Here is a 19,769-nt window from a genome sequence, read left to right as displayed (position 1 = left end):
ACGGGTTTTGATCCCAACAACGCGCTGCAAATTTTATATTTTTTTTGGGAACGAAATTCGAAGTTATGAACAGACGCGTTCGGTAAGAATGTTGTTCAAGGTTTAATGGAAGATGCCCAAGCTTTCCTCGCACTTTGAACAGGCGTTGCGACCTTCCAAGATCCTATTCGTTCGCTATAGCAATAAATGTTCAGGGCAGGGTCGCAAGCAGGCATCTCTATCGCCGCGACCGTGAAAGCAGGCACAGCTTCGGGCGCCGCACCTGTGCGAACTTTGGGCACCGGGCGGGCCGACCCGGGGACGCAGCGGATCGGTGCGGCTATCATTCGACGGGCTGAATTTCTTCAGTGTACACGTCGAAGCGGGCGAGGGTCGCTGGCCCGAAAGCCGTCGTCAAGGCGACGTCGGTGGCATCGCGGCCACGCGCCATGAGGATTCGACCGATGCGCGGCTTGTTGTGGCGAGCGTCGTGGATGTACCAACTGCCATCGATATAGACGTCGAACCAGGCGCTGAAGTCCATTGGCGCGTCGGCGGCCGGAACCCCGATATCCCCCAGATAACCGGTGCAGTAGCGTGCTGGAAGGTTCATGCAGCGGCACAGCGTGATGGCGAGATGAGCGAAATCGCGGCACACGCCCTGACGCTCCTGATAGCCGTTCCAGGCGGTTTTGTCGGGCCGGGCGTGATGGTAACCAAACTCAATATGCCGATGAACGAAGTCGACGATCGCATCCACCCTGTCACGAGCATTGCCGTAGTGTCCGAAATTGCTCCAGGCCACGTCCATGAGGCGGTCGGTTTCGCAATAGCGGCTGCCCAGCAGGAACGGCATCACGAAATCCGGAAGGTCTTCGACCGGCATTTGCGGGCCGTTGGCAGGGCGCATGTCCGGCTCGCCGTTGTCCTCGATGACGAATTCGCACGACAGGGTCACACCGCCCGCCGGTATGCTGAAGCGCGTGGCGACGTTCCCGAAGACGTCCTCGAACTGATAAAGCGGGATATCTGGGTCGGCCAGCAGGCGCTGGGGGGTGCGCAGGTCCTGGTGGCGCGAAGGGTGAAGGCTGAGCATCGCCATCATCGCGGTCCTCGTTTCGGTTTCAAATCGGATATCGTAGCCACAGCGGATCAGCATGGGTGTCACTTTCCTGAAGCGCCGGAACGGCGGCTGTTTACGGCGCCATGGCCGATGGAGGGGAATTGTCCTGGATCGGCCCGGTGGACATCGACGGTTACGTCCATGCCGAGGAAGCTGGCGGGCAAGCCGAACCAGGTGCCTGACAGCGGCAACGCCTGGTAGGGATCGCGCGCCACTGCCACGCGGATTAGGCCGCGATTACCGATGATGCCGTTGGTGGGGTCGAACTCGACCCAGCCGGAACCAGGGAGGAAGATGCGGACCCAGGCGTGGGTGTTGCCGCCGCCGACCACGCCTTCGGACCGGGACGGATTGTAGACGTAGCCCGAGACAAACCGTGCCGCAAAGCCGAGCGCGCGAACCGCTTCGATCATCAAAACGGCGAAGTCGCGGCACGTCCCCTGGCGCTTCTTCAATGTCTCGATCGGCGACTGGGTGCCCTTTTCATGACGCGGGACATAGGTGAAGTCCCGTTTGATGCTGGTTGCGATCTCAGTCAGCAGGGAACCAGTCCCGGTGCTCGCGTCGTGGCGGAGGAATTCCCGCGCCCAGTTGTCGACGATGCGCTCAGGGTCGAGGTGCTGCCGCTCGATCGAGCGCAGAAGGTCGGGCATGTCTTCGGCCGAATAGGTAAAGGGAAACAGGCGCGCATAGTTCTCGACGTCAACTTGCGTCTGGGTAAGCGGGGCATGCTCGAGCGTCGTCTCGCTGGTGATCGTCAGGGCTTGGGCGCGGCGCTCGAACGAGGCGACGGCAACCGAATTGCCGAATACGTCGTGCAGCCAGCGCAGTTCACTCGGCTCAGGGTCGATGATCAGGCGCGCGGAGAGCAATCGCTGGTCAAACGCTTCGCGCGGCCGCATCATGATGCGATGTTCACCAAGCGACACAGGCTGCTGGTAGCGATACAGCGTTGTGTGATGGATAGTCAGCAACGGCATGGAAGGGTTTCCTCATGACCGGGGGCACGGTCGAGAGCGTGCTGGGTCCGGGAGATCCGGCGCCGTTTGCTTTATTTAACGCCGCAGGAAACTCGCCGTTCCTGATAATCGGCGACCACGCGGGATCCGCGGTTCCACGCCCTTTGCAATCCCTTGGTCTGCAACCCGATGACCTGAGGCGCCACATAGCGATCGACATCGGCGTGCTCGGCCTTGGCCGGGCTTTGGCCATCCTGTTGAAGGCGCCTTTCCTGCATCAGGTCTATTCGCGCCTTGTCATTGACTGCAATCGCCTGCCCACGCGCCCCGACGCCATCCCCGAAATTTCGGACGGCACCCCGATTCCTGGAAACCGGCGTCTGACCGAGCGGTCGCGCACTGCCCGGGCCGCCGCGATCCACGGGCCTTATCATGCAGCGATCGCTACGCTCCTCGACGCTCGGCACGCTGCCGGCGAGGAGACGATCCTCCTCTCACTGCACAGCTTCACGCCGACGTTGGACGGAGTGACCCGGCCTTGGGACGTCGGGGTATTGCACGTTTCGGGGCGGAATGATTTTGCCCTTGGACTGCGCGATGCGCTTGGAGAGCGCTCAGAGCTGACCGTGGGGGATAACGAGCCCTATGCCATGGACGAAACCGACTACACAGTTCCGTTTCACGCGTTTGCGCGCAATCTGCGCTACGCCGAGATCGAGGTGCGCCAAGACCTCATTGCCAGCCCGTCTGGACAAAAAGCATGGGCGACGCATCTGGCTGAAGCGGTACGACGAGCTGCCGGTGTATTGTCGATGCGTGACCGCTCAGCGCAAGAGACGCTCGCTTCTGGGCAAGAAAGCATACGGCGGGGCAGGGCGTAATCGGCACCCCTGCAATCGGGGGCTGCCATCATCGCATCAGTCCAGCGCTCCGCAGCGCATCTTCGATGACCTTGCGTACGCCGCCGGTGCGATGCGCTTGCTGGTCATGGGCGAAGGGGCGGCGTGCAAAAATCGGCGGCATTGCATTGCTGATCGAGTCATGAGCTGCCTCCTGGTCTGATGGGCCGAGCGCAGGCTGCTTCGCAACCTTGGCGGCCCCTGTCTCAGTCTCGTGAGCAAGTCCCCAGAAGTGGCAGATGCGCTGAGTTGAAGAAATATTCGCCTCCAGCAGATAGGGACCGCTGGCTCCGCACCCGTCGGCGCTCAGGGTGTCGAGCGGAGTGCCATGACCCATGCCGTGGATGGTGTACAACTCGATTACTTCGCGACCCGCTGCGTCGGTCCAGGTGCGACGGGCATGCGCTCCGATAGCCTCGAGGTGATCGGGCGCCTTCCGAGCGCCATGCAGGGTGCGCCATTGGTCGATGATAGCCTGGGCATTGTCGTGGCTCACGGTCGCATCGGCGGTGCCATGCCAGATCGATAGCGTGGGCCATGGTCCTTCGTAGTCCGAAGCGCTGCGAACCAGTGCCGTCAGTTCCAAACCGCTCGGCATGCCGTGTCCGCGCATCCGGTCGAACGCCTGCGGGACCGTATTTGCACATCCGTAGGGCAGACCAGCAATGATCGCGCCCCCCGCGAACACCTCCGGATAGGCCGCGAGCATGACCGAGGTCATTGCTCCGCCTGCCGACAAACCGGTCACGAACACGCGTGCCTGATCCAGTCCGTGCCGCGCGGTGACCGCAGCAACCATCTGTCGGATCGAAAGCGCTTCGCCTGCATCGCGCCGGTTGTCGCCCGGTGAGAACCAGTTGAAGCATAGATTGGGATTGTTCTGGCGTTGTTGCTCGGGGAAGATAAGCGCAAATCCGTGCCGGTCCGCCATGTCCGACCATCCCGCGCCGATGTCGTATCCGGCGGCATTTTGCGTGCAGCCGTGCAGGACAACGACCAGCGCAGCGTTCGTCCTCAGCGTTTGAGGAATATAGACATATCCATTCAGTGCTCCGGGATTCGGACCGAAATTGGAGAGTCGCGCCAACCGGCTGCTTGCTGGGAGAAAGGTATTTGCGTTTCCGGCAGCCCGTAGGGCTGCGAGACGGCTGATCGTGTCCGAAATCTTCCGCATGCCAATTCCTTCGGGTCAGGGCCGCTATTGTGCTGCACTGCACAATAAGTGGCGGTCAAGGCGAAAACCGCAAGGTCCGCTTGGGCAGCATTGATCTGGGTTAAGACCTTTTATCAGCCTACCTGCTGGTCCCTGACGCGGTTCGCCTCCAGGCCCTTCGCAGCGCGAAGCACGGTTTTTCACGGATGGCTGTTGCTCGCGCTTTACCGACAGGAAAAAGGGAGAGCGACACGGACCGTTCCATTTCAGATCCGGCCCCTCGCTCATGCCGCTTCTCGAGATGGTTGACCTGAGCGATCAGCGGCCGACTTGTCAGACCGAAGCATATAGAAGCAGCTATGCTGCCGCGATTGCCCATACAGATCCGATATCTCCCGTCTCAGACGACAAAGGGGCTGGCTGGAAGACTCCACGGGACCTTGTTCGGGCGTTCGACGCTGTTGAAAATAGGCGTAAGTGTTGCGGGAGGTCACCCACGCCGTCAGTGTCCGGAGCTGGTAGCTTCCGCAGTCGAGTTGCTTATCCCGTCATCTCTGCCAGCCGTACGCCGCTCGGAGACCAACCCTTTGTTCTGCGGCGACGGATCTGCTTTCGCGGCTCCCCGGCGTACAGGCGAAAACGGCTTGGCCTCGGCGCCGGCGCGGCCGTGCCTGAGGTCGAGTTCGTTGGCATCGTGGGCATCGACGCGCCCAGTCGACCCCGGCAATTCATGCTTGTCGTCCGGGCGGGCCGCTTCGGGCCCCACAGAAGTGGTGTGTTCCATGTCGATCTCCTTTCAACAAGGAAGAGCCGGTACAGCCGCGAAGTTCCATTGCCGTGTCTCGCGCGCTGTCGAGGGCCCGGACGTCACAAGAACTGCGGCGGCAGGCAGGCCCGGCACCACTGCGATTTCGGACAAGTGGGAGAGGGTAGCGCTTCCCTTATCCGCGATGAAATTCGGGAACACACGCGTGCTGCCCTTTTCAGGCGAATTGCTATCGACATGCCGCGCCTGTCCGTTTGGGCAAATCGGCTTCTTGGTACGGCACGGCACGTGCGCGATATCAGGCGAGGGCCCAGCGCTGCTCAAGATGGTGCGAACAAGTAAGACTTGCCGGCTTCTGGACATGAGGAGGAGGATCAAACACGCCGTTGGCCAGATAGTGGATCGCGTGCGTCATCCCCGCATGAGAGAAGGGCTTGGCGATAACACATGCGCGCCGGAAAAATCATCGGGGATCCTGGCGACATTCGCGGTGACGAAAATCACTAATGCATCGGGCCATCTTTCCTGGATAAGCCGGCAGACATCAAGTCCGCTGGAACCGTTCGCAAGATGAACATCGACAAATGCAAGATGCGGGTTGGTCGCATCGGGCAGATCCTGAACGTCCTTCAGGCTTGCGGCCTCGCCAACGACCTTGTGGCCGCTGTCCTCCACTATAGCCTCGATGTCCATGGCGAGAAGAAGCTCGTCTTCGACAATCAGGATATTCATCACAGGGGTCATTATGTCGTCTCGCTACGCGGAAAGGTTATGGTGACGCAGGTGCCGGGATTGTTGCCGGTCCATTCGGCCTCAGCATTGGCCTGGCTGGCGAGCCTCGCGATCAGCGCAGTCCCGATGCTCCTGGTGCGCTTCGCGGCCGGCAGGCCCGGTCCATCGTCGCAAATCCGGATCATACCTCGACCATCTTCACGCTCGACCGACAGCGTGAGGCAACCGCCCCGACCATCAGCAAATCCATGCTTGATGGCGTTGGTCAGGATTTCGTTCAAGATGAGACCGAGCGCGGAGGCATTGGCCGCGTCGACAAGAAGCGGTTGCGCATCGATACGAAGGCGAATGTCGTCCCGCCCGCTTGCGCCGACGACATCGATCGCAAGGCTCTGTGCAAATGTTCCGAGATCGAAAAGGGTAATGTCGTGAGACTGGTAGAGTTGACGATGCACGGTGGCCAGCGCATCCACGCGTTCCAGCATGGAGCCAAGCCTGCTGGCGACAACAGGGTCGTCAATCGTTCGAACCTGAAGACGCAGTAACGAGCCGATCATCGTCAGGTTGTTTTTGACCCGGTGATCGACCTCATGCAGCAGGATCGTTTTCGCCTCCAACGCACGGCGCAAGTCGGCGGTGCGCCGCTCCACCTCCTGCTCTACCAAATGCTTCTGGTCACTGATGATCTTCTGCGCCTCGACACGCTCGGTGACGTCCATCTGCGAGGCAAAGAAGAAGCGGATCGCGCCCCCCTGATCGCGGACCGGGGAGAGATACAAGGCATTCCAGAACGTCTAGCCGTCCTTGCGATAGTTGAGAATATCGACATCGACATCGTGTCCCGCATCGATCGCTTCGCGGACCTTGGCTACCGCCCCGGCGTCGCTGTCGGGCCCCTGCAGAAACCGGCAGTTTCTCCCGATAATCTCTGCGCGTGAATAGCCCGTCAGCGTCTGAAACGCGACATTACAAAAAACGATAGGGTTATCGTCCTGCGCCGGATCAGTGATGACCATCGGCATGCGGGTGGCGCGCACGGCTGCTGCAAACGGATCACCACGGCCATGCTCGTAATCGAGAATATCCGTCAGGTGCCAGTCGTCGCTCTGCTTCACAAGTTCCTCCGGCGAATACCAAAGGACATCGCGCACTTGGAAGAACAGGGCCAGCCCGCGTTGGTTCCTCGCTGGCCCGATCCAATCCGTGATGGAGCAGGGCATGAAAAATTCGGGAAATTTATGCGCTTTGATCGCGAACCTGTTTCTCGGCCAGGTCGGCTGCCTCAATCAGGCTTTGGCCGGTCCTGGCTGCGGCCTGAGCCGTCATGGTGACCGCCAGGCCATTGGGCCCATCGAGGATTACCACGCCATCTTCTGCGCTGGCGATACCGGGGTCGTCATGCGGCTGCGGGGGGGGTGGCGCTTGGGTCATGCTGAACGCTCTCAGTGAGAGGGAAGGACGGGATCCGGGTCTTCGAGGTAGAGGTAATCGGGGTCGAACTGCCCCAGCTTGACGAGCTGTTCGATATCAAGAATCTCGACAAGGGACGAGCGAAACACGCACACCTTCGCTTCACGTAGCTGGCGCATGACGCGATTGACGTGAACATTGGTAAGGCCGCAGATTTCAGCGAGGTCGGTCTGAGTCAGTGGAAGAGCAAACCGGCGGCCATCGCTCAGCCCCGCCGAAAAAAGCCGGGCATTGGTTTCGCAAAGGAAGTGCGCGATCCTGCCGACAGCGTCGAGCCGTCCGAGCCGAAACAGCCAGGCACGATGGATCGCGGCATCGATGAGCGTCGAGAACCACAATTTGCGGCTCATTTGCGGCTGCTCATGGATGATCGCGTCAAGCGCTTCGTGGCGCACGATCGCGATCGTCGCTGATGTCATGGTCGCCACATCATGGTCGAGAGTTTGCAGCGGATAGGCATGCAGATCGACGAAATCACCCGGTACGTGAATGGCGACAAGCTGACGCATTCCGTTTCTGTCATCGATATAACGCGACATGAAACCTTCGACCAGAAGTGTGCTTTCCTGAAGCCTCGTCCTTGAGCGAATGACGATCCTGCGCGCATCAACGGTGCGCACCTCGTCAATGGATGTCTCAAGCAGGAGGCGTTCGTTGGCGTCGAGACTCATGCCGCGCTTGAACCTGAGAAAGCGATCCGTGAACATTGAGACCTTTTTCAATTCGGTTGTCGAGGCAGTGCGCTTTCGCACGCTCGATCCCTAACGGACAGCTCTCCAAATCCGTTTCCAGCCGCAGCCAACAAATCGTTTTGACCCAAGTTAATTTCCGATTTTAAGCGGCAACCCGCAACAAGCTCCCGGGTTGGGTGGGCAAATCAATCCATAAGGAATGACCATGGCCAAGACCCCCTCCCGATCGCCGTCATCCTCTTCCCGGCGTGCCCCCCGCACCCAGGCCGACCTGGCAGGTGCCGATATGGCAGGGGAATCGCCACAGAAGGCCGAGCCGATCCCGGCCGACGCAAAAATCTCCTTTGCGTATGAAGAACCTCAGGGTCCGGGCGGCGAAACCCGGCAAAGCGCGGGTGGCGATGTCGCGGTAATGACCACACAGCAAGGGGTTCCGGTTTCGGACAACCAGAACAGTCTCAAGCAGGGCGCGCGGGGGCCGACCTTGCTGGAGGATTTTCATTTTCGCGAGAAGATGTTCCATTTCGACCACGAGCGTATCCCCGAGCGCGTGGTCCATGCGCGCGGCTATGCCGCCCACGGCTATTTCGAGCTGACCGACAGCCTTGCCGACGTCACGCGTGCAGATGTGTTTCAGCGGGTCGGCGAAAAGACCCCGGCCTTCGTACGCTTTTCGACGGTTGCCGGATCCAAGGGTTCGGTGGATCTGGCCCGCGATGTGCGCGGCTTTGCCGTCAAGCTCTATACCCAGGAAGGTAACTGGGATCTTGTCGGCAACAATATCCCGGTCTTCTTCATCCAGGATGCGATGAAGTTCCCCGACCTCATCCATGCAGCAAAGCCGGAGCCGGATCGCGCCTTCCCCCAGGCACAGACCGCGCATGACAATTTCTGGGACTTTATCAGTCTGACGCCGGAAAGCTTCCACATGATCATGTGGGCCATGTCGGACCGTGCCATTCCTCGCTCCTTCCGTACTATGGAAGGCTTCGGGGTCCACACCTTCCGCCTGCTTGACGCACAAGGCCGATCGACCTTCGTCAAGTTCCACTGGAAGCCGAAACAGGGGCTGCAGTCCGTTCTGTGGAATGAGGCTGTCAAGATCAACGGCGCCGATCCGGACTTCCATCGCCGCGACTTGTGGGATGCGATCAATTCGGGCGATTATCCCGAGTGGGAGCTGGGCGTGCAGCTGTTTGACGATGCTTTCGCTGAAAGCTTCGACTTCGACGTCCTCGATGCCACCAAACTCATCCCAGAAGAACTCGTGCCGGTGCGGGTGGTGGGCCGCCTGGTGCTCGACCGGGTGGTCGACAATTTCTTCGCGGAGACCGAGCAGGTTGCCTTCTGCACGCAGAACGTGCCGCCCGGCATCGACTTCTCGAACGATCCGCTACTCCAGGGCCGCAACTTCTCGTATCTCGACACCCAGATCAAGCGTCTGGGCGGCCCCAACTTCACCCATATTCCGATCAACGCCCCCAAGTGCCCGATGCATCATTTCCAGCAGGACGGGCACATGGCGATGCGCAACCCCAAGGGACGGGCGAACTACGAGCCCAACAGCTGGGGGCCGACCGATGGCGGTCCCCGCGAAGATCCGGCTCGTGGCTTCACAACTTTCGAGGAGGTCGCCGATGGCCCCAAGCAGCGTATCCGTTCGGAAACCTTTGCCGATCACTACAGCCAGGCACGGCAGTTCTTCGTTTCGCAGACCCCGATAGAGCAAAAGCATATCGGCGATGCGCTGGTGTTCGAGCTCTCCAAGGTCGAGCGCCCCGACATTCGCTTGAGGACGCTTTCCCATCTCCTCAATGTCGACGAAGGTCTGGCGGCCACGGTCGCCGACGGGCTAGGGATGGCGCTGCCTGATCGGGCGCGGGCAGCATGCGCGCCCATTACCGATTTGCCGCCTTCGGAGAAACTGAGCATCGTCCGGAACGGCCCTGCCACGTTCAAGGGGCGCAAACTCGGGATCCTGCTCACCGACGGTGCCGACGCCAAGCTCTTTGCCGCTCTTGTGAAGGCGATCGAGAAGGAAGGTGCCGTCTATGAGGTCATCGCGCCCAAGATCGCAGGCGTGACGCTTTCCGACGGCAAGACTGTGGCTGCCAAGCAGAAGATCGATGGCGGTCCCTCGGTACTGTACGATGCGGTGGCCCTCGTGGTTTCCGCGGAGGGCGCCGCGCTTCTGGCCAACGATGCGCCGGCGAAGGATTTCGTCACTGATGCCTTCGCGCACTGCAAGTTCATCGGTTTCTCCGCCGAAGCGCAGCCGCTGTTCGCCAAGGCCGGAATCGCCGACGATCTCGACGAAGCCTGTCTCCCTCTGACGAGTGCCAGGGACGCGACTGCCTTCCTGGAGGCATGCCGCACCTTGCGCCACTGGCCGCGCGAGCTGGAGGTGGACCTGGATGCACAGTCTGCAGCCTGACCCTGCCGGCAGTGACGACGCCTGCCCGGGAGAGGGCGTCATGCCCCTCCCGGCTGCCCCTCACAGCTCCAGGCGACTGCGCATCGCCATAATCTCTCATCTCAAGTATCCGATCCGCGAACCCTTCGCGGGAGGTCTTGAGATGCACACCCATCTGCTCGCCCGCGCGCTGCGCGGGAGGGGACATGATGTAACGGTCTTTGCCTCGGCGCGATCGGATGTCTCATTGGGTCTTGAGGCGGTCTGCGACGCCACGGCCCTGGCCGAGGTCGGAACTGCCGAGGCCCAGGACGTAGCGTTTTTCAAGGAGCATCATGCCTATCTGACGCTGATGAAAAACCTGCGGCACCGGCCGTTCGATGTGGTCCACAACAACTCGCTGCACTACCTGCCAGTGTCCATGGCCGAGACCCTTCCCATGCCGATGGTCACGACCCTACACACACCGCCGTTCTGTTGGCTCGAGAGCGGCGTGCGCCTCTGCACTGCGGCCAGTCACAGCTTCGCCGCCGTCTCGCGCTCGGTGGCAGATCTGTGGGATCACGTGGCGCGAACCGACCAAATCATTCTCAACGGTATCGACCTTGATGGATTTGCGTTCAGCCCGGAGCCCGACCCGACGCCCTATCTCGTCTGGTACGGGCGCATAGTGCCGGAAAAGGGTCTGCACTTTGCGATAGAGGCCGCAAGGATGATCGGCTTGCCTTTGCATATCGCAGGCCCGGTCCTGGACCAGGCCTATTTCGAGGCGCGGATAAAACCGCATCTTGGCCGCAATGCAGTGCATGTCGGTCATCTCGATCATGGTGCGCTCGCGAGGCTGGTAGGAGGTGCACGCGCTTTCCTGTGCACGCCGATGTGGGACGAACCTTACGGTCTGGTTGTCGCGGAATCATTGGCGTGCGGTGTGCCTGTCGCGGCCTTCGCACGCGGCGCCATCCCGGAAATTCTCGACGAAACCTGCGGGGTCCTGGCGGTCCCGGACGATGTCCGCTCGCTTGCTCAGGCAGCGCAGGCCGCGCTCTCGCTCAAACGCGAGGATTGCCGCCGGCGCGCCGAACAGACCTGCGATGCGCGCCGTATGATTGATAGCTACGAAGCGCTGTATCTGCGGCGAATTGCCGCGAATGACGCGGCCGAAGAAGCTGCAGTAGCGCCATTGCTCCATGCCTGAAGATGCAAACCTCCTGAAAGCGCCTGAAGCCGTGGATCTTGTCGTGTGCGTTCCTGCCCGGGATGAAGCTGCACGCTTGCCGACGTTGCTGGAAGCGCTGGCCGCGCAATCACTGGGTGGGCAGATCGAGGTGGTAATCGCGCTCAACAACACGACGGACAAGAGCGGCGAGATTGCTGAAAACGCGCGATCGAATTATCGAGGTCGCCTTCGCATTCACATCAAGAATGCCACGTTTCCGCCGGATCTCGCTCACGCCGGTTCCGCCCGACGCCTCGCCATGAATACGGGGCTCGCTTTGTTGAGCGGCCGGGAAGACGGTATCCTTGTGAGCACCGACGCGGATACGCGCCCACCGCCGCAATGGCTCCACGCCACGATCGGTGGCTTCGCGCGCGGCGCTGATATTGTCGGTGGCCGCATCGTCATAGATTCCCGCGAGGAGATGCCGCACGAGGTCGTCGCGCTCAAGAAAGCGCACGATGCCTACTGGGAAGCTGTACGGGAGATCGAGGACGCTCTGGATCCCCTCCCTTGGAATCCAGCGCCGCGTCACGGCGATCACACGGGCGCATCGCTGGCTTTGCGCGGCGGGCTCTATGCCCGGTGCGGCGGGGTCCCCTTGTTGCGCTCAGGCGAAGATCGTGCCCTGGTTGCCGCCGCGACAGCCTGCGGCGGTCGCCTGGCGCATCCGGCGGACGTGTTCACGTTTGTCTCTTCGCGCCGCGACGGAAGAGCCGAAGGCGGTATGGCGCAGGCCATGCAGGAGATGTTCGATCTGGCGGCATCGGGCAAGCCGTTAAGCATGCCAGATTTCGGACACTGGCGTGAACGGGCGCTTTGGCGCAGACGCTTGAGAGCAAGGCCGGGAGGACAAATGAGGATCGCGCGGGAAGAGCAGCTTCTGCCGCCAATGCCCAGCGATATGATCCTGGACATCCGGCCATGAGCCGCCGACCGATCGGCTATTACGTCCATCACCACGGTGCCGGGCATCTGCACCGTGCCGAGGCGATACGGGCGAAGGCTTCACGGCCGATCGTTCTGCTTGGAACGGGCATGAAGGACGGTGACATCGATCTGCCCGACGACCGCCCGCCATCCGGCCGCTTCGATGGCATCGACCAGGCGGCCTCGCGTCCCGACGCTCTTCACTACGCGCCCCTCTTCCATGAAGGTGTGCGGCTGCGCGCTGCGAAGATAACGAACTGGATTGCGGAGGCTGAGCCGAGCCTTCTGGTGGTTGACGTCTCCGTCGAGGTAGCGATGATCGCCCGATTGGCCTCTGTCCCGACCGTTTACGTCCGTCTTGGCGGTGAGCGCTCCGATCCTGCGCACCTTGACGCATTCAGGGGCGCGTCGGCTATTCTTGCGCCCTTCCAGCCCGCGTTCGAGGTGCCCACCATACCCGACTGGGTCCGGGAAAAGACGTTGTATGTGCCCGGAGTGACAGCGCCGCCCGTCCGCGCGCAAGCGCACGCCAACCGCATCCTCGTTGTCATGGGACAAGGAGGCGAGCCGGGCGACGGTGATCTTATCGCCGACGCCGCGCGGGCCTGCCCGCAATGGCGCTGGCGGGTGATCGGCCCTGCAACGCCTGCTCGCGATTGCCCCGCCAATCTCGAGATGTGCGGATGGGTGTCGCGCCCGGAGGTCGAAATCGCTCACGCCGCGATCGTTGTCGGGTCTGCAGGAGATGGGCTGGTAGGCGCGGTCATGGCGGCAGACAAACCCTTCATCTGCATCCCGCAAGAGAGACCTTTCGGGGAGCAGGAAGCGTCAGGCCGGGGGTTGAAGGCTCTCGGCGCCGCGATTGTCGTGCCCGAATGGCCTGCAGGGTTGTGCTGGCCACGTCTCCTGGAGGATGCCGTCGGCCGCCCGGCGGCGCCTCGGCGCGGACTCTACGATCCTCACGCCGCTTCCAAAGTCGCTGAATGGCTTGAACGGCACGCAGACCTGATGCTCGAACGCGGAGAACTCCAGGCGTGAGCCGCTTATCCACTTCTCAGCGCGAGCAGGAAACGCCAAGGGTGCGGGCATCGGCCCTGGCGGATAAACTGATCGAGCTTGGCGTCCGCTACGACGCGGCACCGGTGTTTCCTCTGGAAAGCATGCGCATGCTGGCAGGAGCCGGGCTTCATCGCGATTTTGCTAGTCCGCAAGCAGGTGGGACGATCTTCAAAGATTCCCTGGATCGTTACGGTTCGCTCATGGATGTCCTTCGTATCATTGGCCGCGCTGACCTTAGTGTCGGGCGCTTGTTCGAAGGTCATGTTAATGCGCTGGCCCTCCTTGAATGGTACGGATCGCCCGATCAGATATCCCAGCTCTCCCATGCCCTGTCGGCTGGCGCGTTCTACGGCGTCTGGGCAACCGAGCCCCCGCCAGGGGTCAAGCTTATCGGCCGGACCGATGGCAGCATGAAACTAGAAGGCGCGAAGAGCTTTGCGAGCGGCGCGGGCGGACTTTCGCATGCGATAGTCACCGCTATGCCCCGGACAGGCAGTCGCCAACTTGTGATCGTCGCAGCCGATGATGCGCAGCGCGCCAATCTTTCGCAGTGGCGCATGCGCGGAATGCGCGCAAGCAACAGCGGGATCTACGACCTCACCGATTTGCGGGTCTCCCCGGCCGACCTTCTTGGCGCGCCAGGCGATTACGACCTAGATCCCTGGTTTACCACCGGCGCCTGGCGGTTTGCCGCAGTTCAACTGGGAGGCATCGAGGCGCTGCTTAGCGAGACGCGAGACGCAATGTCCGATCAGGCGCGTGGCGATCCGCTTCAGCGCGCGAAGTTTGCAGATTGCGTCGTCGCTGCCCGTACCGCCTATCTATGGGTCCGCGAATGTGCCGCTCGAGCCGCTGCGCAGGATCGCGATGGACCCGCATTCGCGCGGCTCACGCGCGGTGTCGTCGAGCGTGCGGGCCTCGACGTCATGGAGCTTGCTACGCGCATCATTGGCACGCGTAGCGCCATGGACGGCCAGCGTATCGACAAGATCATTCGCGACCTTTCCCTCTATCTGCGACAGGCCGGACCCGATTACGCGCGCGACCAGGCGGCGCTCGCCTGGCTCGACCATGATGCATGGGGAAGCGAGGATGCGTTGTGGTAGCGCAAAGGCTCGATCAGGCGCCGTGGCGCGCAACGCGGTGGCTGGTACTGGCGCCGCACCCGGATGATGAAACCTTGGGAACGGGGGCACTCATTGCCCAGACCGCCGCGGGATCGCGCCTGGCCGGGGTAGTCTATCTGACTGACGGTTCCGGCTCTCATCCGCATACGGATGGCGGCGTTCGCAAGCTTGTCGGTGTGCGGCTGCGGGAAGCGGGCTTGTCTCTTTTCTACCTCACCGGTTGTCGGCGGTATGCTCCTGTCTGTCTTGGTTGGCGCGATGCGCGACCGGAAACGCCGCAGAGTATGGAGTTTCAAAAGAGCGTGTCGCAGATGGCTGCCTTGTGCCGGCGGCGGCGCGTCGATGCGATTGCCGTGACCGCCCATCATGAACCGCATTGCGATCACGCGGCAGCTGCGCACCTAGCCTATGCGGTCGCTCGCTGCGCCAAACGGCCGATCCGGGTGGCGGAGTACTGCGTCTGGGCTCCGCATCTGCCGGTAAAGGCATTCACGCCCCTCCGGACAAGGTCGATGCCGATCGGGAAACGCCGAAGGGCCCTGCGCGCGCACCGCAGCCAGTTGACACTTTCGTACGGCCCAGGCTTCCGGCTCCCTGCCGATGAGCAGCGCATGGCAGCGCGCGACATCCTTTTTGTAAGGACGGGCAGATGACCCGACACGCAGCCAGCATGCCGCCCGAGTATTTCGAAGCGATGTTCCTGGGAACGCCCGATCCGTGGGACCTGGAGACCAGCGCGTATGAGCAGGCCAAGTACAGGCACTCGATCGAGGCGCTGGGGGCACGCCGTTATGCTGCCGGCCTGGAGGTCGGCTGCGCCAAGGGCGTGCTGACCCGAAGTCTTGCAGGCAAGGTAGCGTCACTGTTCTCCCTCGACGTAAGCGGCACCGCTCTGCGAGCTGCCCGTCGGCGCTGTGCCGACCTTGACCATGTCGGCTTTGCCAACATGCGCTTCCCCGCGCAGGCGCCCGACCGCGACTTCGATCTCATAGTCCTGTCCGAGGTCGCCTATTACTGGCACGATGACGACCTTGCGCAGACCGGCGTCTGGTTGCAGGAACATCTCGTGCCCGGGGGCGACCTGCTCCTCGTTCACTGGACTGGAGAGACCGACTATCCGCAAGACGGAGATGAGGTCGTGAACAAGCTCCATGCAATCGTGGGTAAACAAGTGTCGGTATCGATAGCCGAGCGACGCATGCACTATCGCCTCGATCTATGGCGCAAGACGAGATGAGCATCAGCGTTCTGACGATCGTGCGGAACCGGGCCGGGCACCTCGCGCAATTGATCGAAGGTCTCCGGCGCAGCGATCATTATCCGGACGAGCTCATCATCGTCGACATGAACAGTTCGCCTCCGGTCGGCATCGACGATCTGCCCTTTGCGAACAAACTCATCCGCCTCTCCACAGGTGGGCTACCTCTCGCGGCGGCGCGAAACGCTGCCGCCGCGGTGGCAACCGGTGACCACCTGCTCTTTCTTGATGTCGATTGCATCGCGATGCGCGGTCTTGTTGGCGCGATGACCCGGACGCTAAGTCAGCAAGACGCGCTGATCTGTGCCGAGGTTCGATATCTTGGTCCGGACGACGCACGCTCGAACTGGGAGGAGGCGGACCTCATGGTTCATGCCCGTGGCCATCCCGTTCGTGATTTTCCGGTGTCCGGGTTACGGCAGGTCGATAACCCGGGCCTTTTCTGGTCGCTGGTCTTCGGAATACGCCGTTCGCGTTTCGACGCCCTTGGTGGGTTCGACCAACGCTTCACAGGCTACGGTGCGGAAGATACCGATTTTGGTTTCGGGGCTGAGAGGGCCGGATTGCCGCTACTGTTCATGGGTGGGCCGGGCGCGTTTCACCAGCACCATCCCGGTTTCGACCCGCCACTCCAGCACTTCCACGACATCGTGCGCAATGCGCAGGTCTTTTACGAGAAATGGGGAGTATGGCCGATGTATGGATGGCTGAGCGCCTTCGCCAAGGCGGGCCTGATCGAGTGGGACGAGAAACTGCTGGCGATCAAGCGAGCGCCCACCGGGGAAGAGATTCAGGCTGCAATGGTCGACTGAAAGGTCGTTGCGGTGCGAGCCCGAAGCAAAAAATATCCCCGCCTGAGCGGGGGTATGATGTTTCACTTCTTGCCAGCGCCCGGCTCGGAGATAATCGGCGGCTTGCCATCTTCCAGCCGTCCTTCGTTGCGCAGATCGCGGCCCTCCTGAGCCTTCTTCTGGCTCTCGGGCGACTTGGCGTGTTCGTTCAGCTCTTCCTTGACGTAGCCGGCCGCTTCCTTGGCTTTGCCTTCGATGCTCATGATTGTCTCCTGGCTGAGGGCTCAATGTGGCCCGTTGTATCCTTGCAGCGCCCGCCGGGCTGGATTGGTTCCCAGCGAGGACCTTGTTTCGCCACGTCACAACGGTACGCCGCTTTATAAAGCCGATCGCAGGGCAGGCTGGCTACGGGCATATCGTTTGGATGGCGCGCATAGCAGCGCAATCGTACGCGCCGCAAATTAAGAGGCCGGCGTCCCTGGTACGCCGGCCTCCCGCAAAAAAGGTGTCTGGAAGACTATGATGGGCAAGCTATCAGTGGTGATGACGATGCTTGTCCTTGTCGCCGATAATTGCGCCTGCCGTACCGCCAACGACGGCGCCTTCCGTCGTGCCAAGACCGGTGGCACTGCCCAAGACCGCGCCGCCGGCGCCGCCAATCAATCCGCCACGCGTTGCGCCGCGTGAACATGCCGATGTCCCGGAGGCGAGTACCACGAGAAGGGATAGTACCGAGGCGACTTTGATATTCATGGGTTTTCCTCCTGTTAGGCGAGGCAGCAGCGTTCGGTGTTTATGATTGTTCCCAGGAATGCGGGGCTGGTTTCCTTGGCACGCTTTGCCTTGACGGACTGGTGCGCGCCATTGTGTCGCAACCATCAAAAGGCACTCTCGGCCCGGTCACGGCTGGCGGCCGTCTCGTCACTACGCATCTGTCTCCGGCGCCAAAGCGGCACGCTGTGCAACCAAATTCCAGGGTTGGGCTTTCTTCAGTAACCAAGGCAAGCTCGAATTACCGCTGATGATAGGTCGTTGAGGTCAAGATGCTGATCCAGGCAGGCTACAAGATCGTTGTTGAGACTTGTCGAGAGACGCCTCTGGTACTGATGACTAGTGTTCGACCTGAACGAATGTGCGATCTGAAGTCGAAGCATGAGATCGTCACGGATCCTCAATTGACGGCGGTCGAATATCGCGACGGGTTTGACAATGTCTGTACGCGCATGACCCTTCCTGTGGGTCAAACACAGATCAGTTGCGACTTCATCATCGAGGATGATGGCGTGCCTGATCGGCAAGTCCCCATGGCGCGGCAGCATGACATTGCGGATCTTCCCAGCGATGCGCTGGTATTTCTTCTCGCCTCACGGTATTGCGAGACGGATCTGTTCAGCGAGATTGCCTGGGAAAAGTTTGGTCATATAGAGCCCGGTTGGCAGCGGGTTCAGGCGGTCGTCGACTTCGTTCATGGCCATCTGGATTACGGGTATCAGCATGCGCGCGCAACGCGGACCGCATGGGAGGCGTACAACGAAAGGGTCGGGGTGTGCCGCGACTTCGCGCATCTCGCGGTGGCGCTATGCCGCTGCCTGAATATTCCGGCACGCTACTGCAGCGGTTATCTTGGCGACATCGGCGTGCCGCCTTTGCCTGCAGCGATGGATTTTCACGCGTGGTTCGAAGTTTATCTTGATGGAGACTGGTTTAGCTTCGATGCGCGTCACCGAACACCCCGCATCGGCCGCATCCTGATGGCCTGCGGTCGCGACGCTGCCGATACAGCCCTTTCGACTGCGTTTGGTGAGATGCGTCTGGTCAGCTTCGAGGTGGTCACCGAAGAGACGTCACAGGATGCCCGCCCAGCCGGATCTCTGGCGCTCGCGGCATGAACGTTGGGAACGGCCTGGAACAGCCTTCACTTTATCAGCCGCTAAACGCCCGCTGCCATTTTTGTCCGGGCCTACGCCACTGATGCGAAAGGCTCCGCGTTCCCGCAGGTTTGTGCACGGCGGGGCCATCGTGCAGGGGGGGACCGTCCGCTTGCTGGTGGCATGCCTCGGGAACCCCCGCATCATCGGGCGCGGCTCGGCGGTCTCGATCACGAAGCTGGTGTCGCCGGGCCAGGCTTTTGAGACATGGGCCGCGACCCGGTAGAGGTTGCACATGCAGGGATGATGAAGGGGGGCCGTGTGTCACTCTTGCCGCGATGGAACGTAGGGGGGGCTGCCCCGTTGAGACGGCATTGCAATTCAAGAGGCGCGACCAATGACCGACCCCACCCAGCGCAGTCATGAGGATAAGGCCCATCGCGACGATAAGCGCGAGGAAAGGCAGAACCCGGGCCAGAACACTGAGGGCCGCAGCGACACCGGAGCCACGCCGAGGGCGGAGCCTGGTGGGGTAGCTGCCCGAAAGCATCCGCTGGACGAAGCCGATGCCGAGCAGGCGGGCACTCAGCGCAATCCAAAGTTCAAAACCGAACACGATGGCGGCGCGGCCTAGGTCGCCCCCCACCGAGCTGTGGAAGCGTCCCCGCGCTGGCGAACACTCTTTAGGCGAACGACGAGGGTCGGAGGACTATGCCGTGATTCCGCTCTCCTACTTCTACTTGGTCAACGTCGAGACGAATGAATCGCTCGCAATCTTCTCCGCCGACGAGTGCCACAGCAGCAACGATCTTGCTGCGCTGGAAGGGCGCTTACGTCTCGAGCACAACGTCGATGACGCCACGAACGGCTTAGCGCTCCGGAATAGCGTGTCGGCGCGGCTTCCGACCGATCAGATTATGGTTTTGCTGGCGAGGCAGGCTCACCGGCGAATGCGGAAAAGCTGAGATGCAAAGAGGCCCAGCGCTGCGAAGGCAGGCCGGGCCAGTTGTTTCAAGGGCATAGCCCTTCGGGTCGCTCGGCATATCTACACGACATTGCTGCACCGCATCATGACAAAGTCCGTTACCCGCGCTGACTAGCAACGAGCTTCCAAGGGTGGAGGTAAATCTGGATGTCTCGGGTCCGACAAAGGGGGCCATTGCATGTGTGCCGGGTTGCGTCGTTATTCATGCCCAGAACCGCTCGACCTGCCATCCCCGTGCGACTCCCGCAATTGACGGCCAAGCTGGCGCCGGTCACACCATGGGTCTCGGAGGCATCGGCGTTTTGCCCGCTTCGACGGCAGCGGCATCGAGGATGTCGATTGCACCGCG

The 19,769-nt window shown here is 61.5% G+C and carries 22 protein-coding genes; 12 read left to right on the top strand and 10 right to left on the bottom strand.

Going from position 1 to position 19,769, the window contains the following annotated elements:
• Positions 1-322: 322 nt before the first annotated feature.
• Both A8V01_RS17215 and A8V01_RS17210 read right to left on the bottom strand, forming a co-directional pair.
• Positions 323-1,138 (bottom strand): transglutaminase-like domain-containing protein, encoded by an 816-nt coding sequence (locus A8V01_RS17215; protein WP_103097276.1) that lies wholly within the window; start codon positions 1,136-1,138, stop codon positions 323-325.
• A 5-nt stretch (positions 1,139-1,143) separates the two neighbouring features.
• On the bottom strand, positions 1,144-2,082 hold the full coding sequence (locus A8V01_RS17210; protein WP_103097274.1) for a transglutaminase family protein: 939 nt from the start codon (positions 2,080-2,082) through the stop codon (positions 1,144-1,146).
• Between the two features lie 14 nt (positions 2,083-2,096).
• Here A8V01_RS17210 and A8V01_RS17205 point away from each other — a divergent pair, with 14 nt between their 5' ends.
• The gene (locus tag A8V01_RS17205; protein WP_103097268.1) at positions 2,097-2,942 is read left to right on the top strand and encodes an N-formylglutamate amidohydrolase; all 846 of its coding nucleotides are present in this window, start codon (positions 2,097-2,099) and stop codon (positions 2,940-2,942) included.
• 28 nt (positions 2,943-2,970) lie between these two features.
• On the opposite strand, the gene A8V01_RS17200 is transcribed toward A8V01_RS17205, so the two are convergent.
• The 6 genes from A8V01_RS17200 to A8V01_RS17180 all read right to left on the bottom strand — a co-directional run bounded on the left by A8V01_RS17200 (position 2,971) and on the right by A8V01_RS17180 (position 7,788).
• A complete protein-coding gene (locus A8V01_RS17200; RefSeq protein WP_103097265.1) occupies positions 2,971-4,134 on the bottom strand; it encodes an extracellular catalytic domain type 1 short-chain-length polyhydroxyalkanoate depolymerase in 1,164 nt (387 codons plus the stop codon).
• A gap of 481 nt (positions 4,135-4,615) precedes the next feature.
• Complete coding sequence (locus tag A8V01_RS28265; protein WP_146037299.1) at positions 4,616-4,897, bottom strand: hypothetical protein; 282 nt, start codon at positions 4,895-4,897, stop codon at positions 4,616-4,618.
• A 393-nt stretch (positions 4,898-5,290) separates the two neighbouring features.
• Positions 5,291-5,611 (bottom strand): response regulator, encoded by a 321-nt coding sequence (locus A8V01_RS17195; protein WP_245892676.1) that lies wholly within the window; start codon positions 5,609-5,611, stop codon positions 5,291-5,293.
• Between the two features lie 11 nt (positions 5,612-5,622).
• Complete coding sequence (locus A8V01_RS17190) at positions 5,623-6,390, bottom strand: sensor histidine kinase (RefSeq protein WP_245892675.1); 768 nt, start codon at positions 6,388-6,390, stop codon at positions 5,623-5,625.
• A 15-nt stretch (positions 6,391-6,405) separates the two neighbouring features.
• Positions 6,406-6,897, bottom strand: a complete 492-nt coding sequence (locus A8V01_RS29345; RefSeq protein ID WP_245892673.1) for a PAS domain-containing protein — start codon at positions 6,895-6,897, stop codon at positions 6,406-6,408.
• Positions 6,898-7,053: 156 nt separating this feature from the next.
• Entirely contained in the window at positions 7,054-7,788 is a 735-nt protein-coding gene (locus A8V01_RS17180; protein WP_211295048.1) for a Crp/Fnr family transcriptional regulator, read from the bottom strand.
• Positions 7,789-7,978: 190 nt separating this feature from the next.
• Here A8V01_RS17180 and katE point away from each other — a divergent pair, with 190 nt between their 5' ends.
• The 8 genes from katE to A8V01_RS17140 all read left to right on the top strand — a co-directional run bounded on the left by katE (position 7,979) and on the right by A8V01_RS17140 (position 16,588).
• Entirely contained in the window at positions 7,979-10,207 is a 2,229-nt protein-coding gene (gene katE / locus A8V01_RS17175) for a catalase (protein ID WP_103097295.1), read from the top strand.
• A 76-nt stretch (positions 10,208-10,283) separates the two neighbouring features.
• Complete coding sequence (locus A8V01_RS17170; protein WP_103097292.1) at positions 10,284-11,381, top strand: glycosyltransferase; 1,098 nt, start codon at positions 10,284-10,286, stop codon at positions 11,379-11,381.
• Positions 11,374-12,330: a glycosyltransferase family 2 protein gene (locus tag A8V01_RS17165; RefSeq protein WP_103097260.1), complete on the top strand. Its 957-nt coding sequence runs from the start codon at positions 11,374-11,376 to the stop codon at positions 12,328-12,330. Before A8V01_RS17170 ends, A8V01_RS17165 begins: the two co-directional genes overlap by 8 nt.
• Positions 12,327-13,370, top strand: coding sequence for a glycosyltransferase (locus tag A8V01_RS17160; RefSeq protein WP_103097257.1), 1,044 nt, complete (start codon positions 12,327-12,329; stop codon positions 13,368-13,370). The genes A8V01_RS17165 and A8V01_RS17160 overlap by 4 nt, the downstream gene beginning before the upstream one ends.
• Positions 13,367-14,497 (top strand): acyl-CoA dehydrogenase family protein, encoded by a 1,131-nt coding sequence (locus tag A8V01_RS17155; RefSeq protein WP_103097254.1) that lies wholly within the window; start codon positions 13,367-13,369, stop codon positions 14,495-14,497. The genes A8V01_RS17160 and A8V01_RS17155 overlap by 4 nt, the downstream gene beginning before the upstream one ends.
• Entirely contained in the window at positions 14,491-15,171 is a 681-nt protein-coding gene (locus A8V01_RS17150) for a PIG-L deacetylase family protein (protein WP_245892671.1), read from the top strand. Before A8V01_RS17155 ends, A8V01_RS17150 begins: the two co-directional genes overlap by 7 nt.
• Entirely contained in the window at positions 15,168-15,755 is a 588-nt protein-coding gene (locus A8V01_RS17145) for an SAM-dependent methyltransferase (RefSeq protein WP_103097249.1), read from the top strand. The genes A8V01_RS17150 and A8V01_RS17145 overlap by 4 nt, the downstream gene beginning before the upstream one ends.
• Positions 15,752-16,588 carry a glycosyltransferase family 2 protein gene (locus A8V01_RS17140; RefSeq protein WP_211295044.1) on the top strand — a complete coding sequence of 279 codons (837 nt, stop codon included), beginning with the start codon at positions 15,752-15,754 and terminating at the stop codon, positions 16,586-16,588. Before A8V01_RS17145 ends, A8V01_RS17140 begins: the two co-directional genes overlap by 4 nt.
• Positions 16,589-16,650: 62 nt before the next feature.
• Here the strand turns inward: A8V01_RS17140 and A8V01_RS17135 are convergent, their stop codons facing one another.
• Both A8V01_RS17135 and A8V01_RS17130 read right to left on the bottom strand, forming a co-directional pair.
• Complete coding sequence (locus A8V01_RS17135; protein WP_103097243.1) at positions 16,651-16,830, bottom strand: hypothetical protein; 180 nt, start codon at positions 16,828-16,830, stop codon at positions 16,651-16,653.
• Positions 16,831-17,101: 271 nt separating this feature from the next.
• Complete coding sequence (locus A8V01_RS17130; protein ID WP_103097240.1) at positions 17,102-17,320, bottom strand: hypothetical protein; 219 nt, start codon at positions 17,318-17,320, stop codon at positions 17,102-17,104.
• Positions 17,321-17,610: 290 nt separating this feature from the next.
• Here A8V01_RS17130 and A8V01_RS17125 point away from each other — a divergent pair, with 290 nt between their 5' ends.
• The 3 genes from A8V01_RS17125 to A8V01_RS17110 all read left to right on the top strand — a co-directional run bounded on the left by A8V01_RS17125 (position 17,611) and on the right by A8V01_RS17110 (position 19,400).
• A complete protein-coding gene (locus A8V01_RS17125) occupies positions 17,611-18,456 on the top strand; it encodes a transglutaminase-like domain-containing protein (RefSeq protein WP_103097238.1) in 846 nt (281 codons plus the stop codon).
• Positions 18,457-18,832: 376 nt separating this feature from the next.
• A complete protein-coding gene (locus A8V01_RS17115; RefSeq protein WP_103097232.1) occupies positions 18,833-19,069 on the top strand; it encodes a hypothetical protein in 237 nt (78 codons plus the stop codon).
• An 82-nt stretch (positions 19,070-19,151) separates the two neighbouring features.
• Positions 19,152-19,400, top strand: coding sequence for a hypothetical protein (locus A8V01_RS17110; protein WP_146037298.1), 249 nt, complete (start codon positions 19,152-19,154; stop codon positions 19,398-19,400).
• The last annotated feature ends 369 nt before the right edge of the window (positions 19,401-19,769 follow it).

Origin of the sequence: Novosphingobium guangzhouense (assembly GCF_002896965.1) — a bacterium.
Taxonomy (GTDB): domain Bacteria; phylum Pseudomonadota; class Alphaproteobacteria; order Sphingomonadales; family Sphingomonadaceae; genus Novosphingobium; species Novosphingobium guangzhouense.
This window is presented reverse-complemented; position numbering and strand designations above follow the sequence as displayed.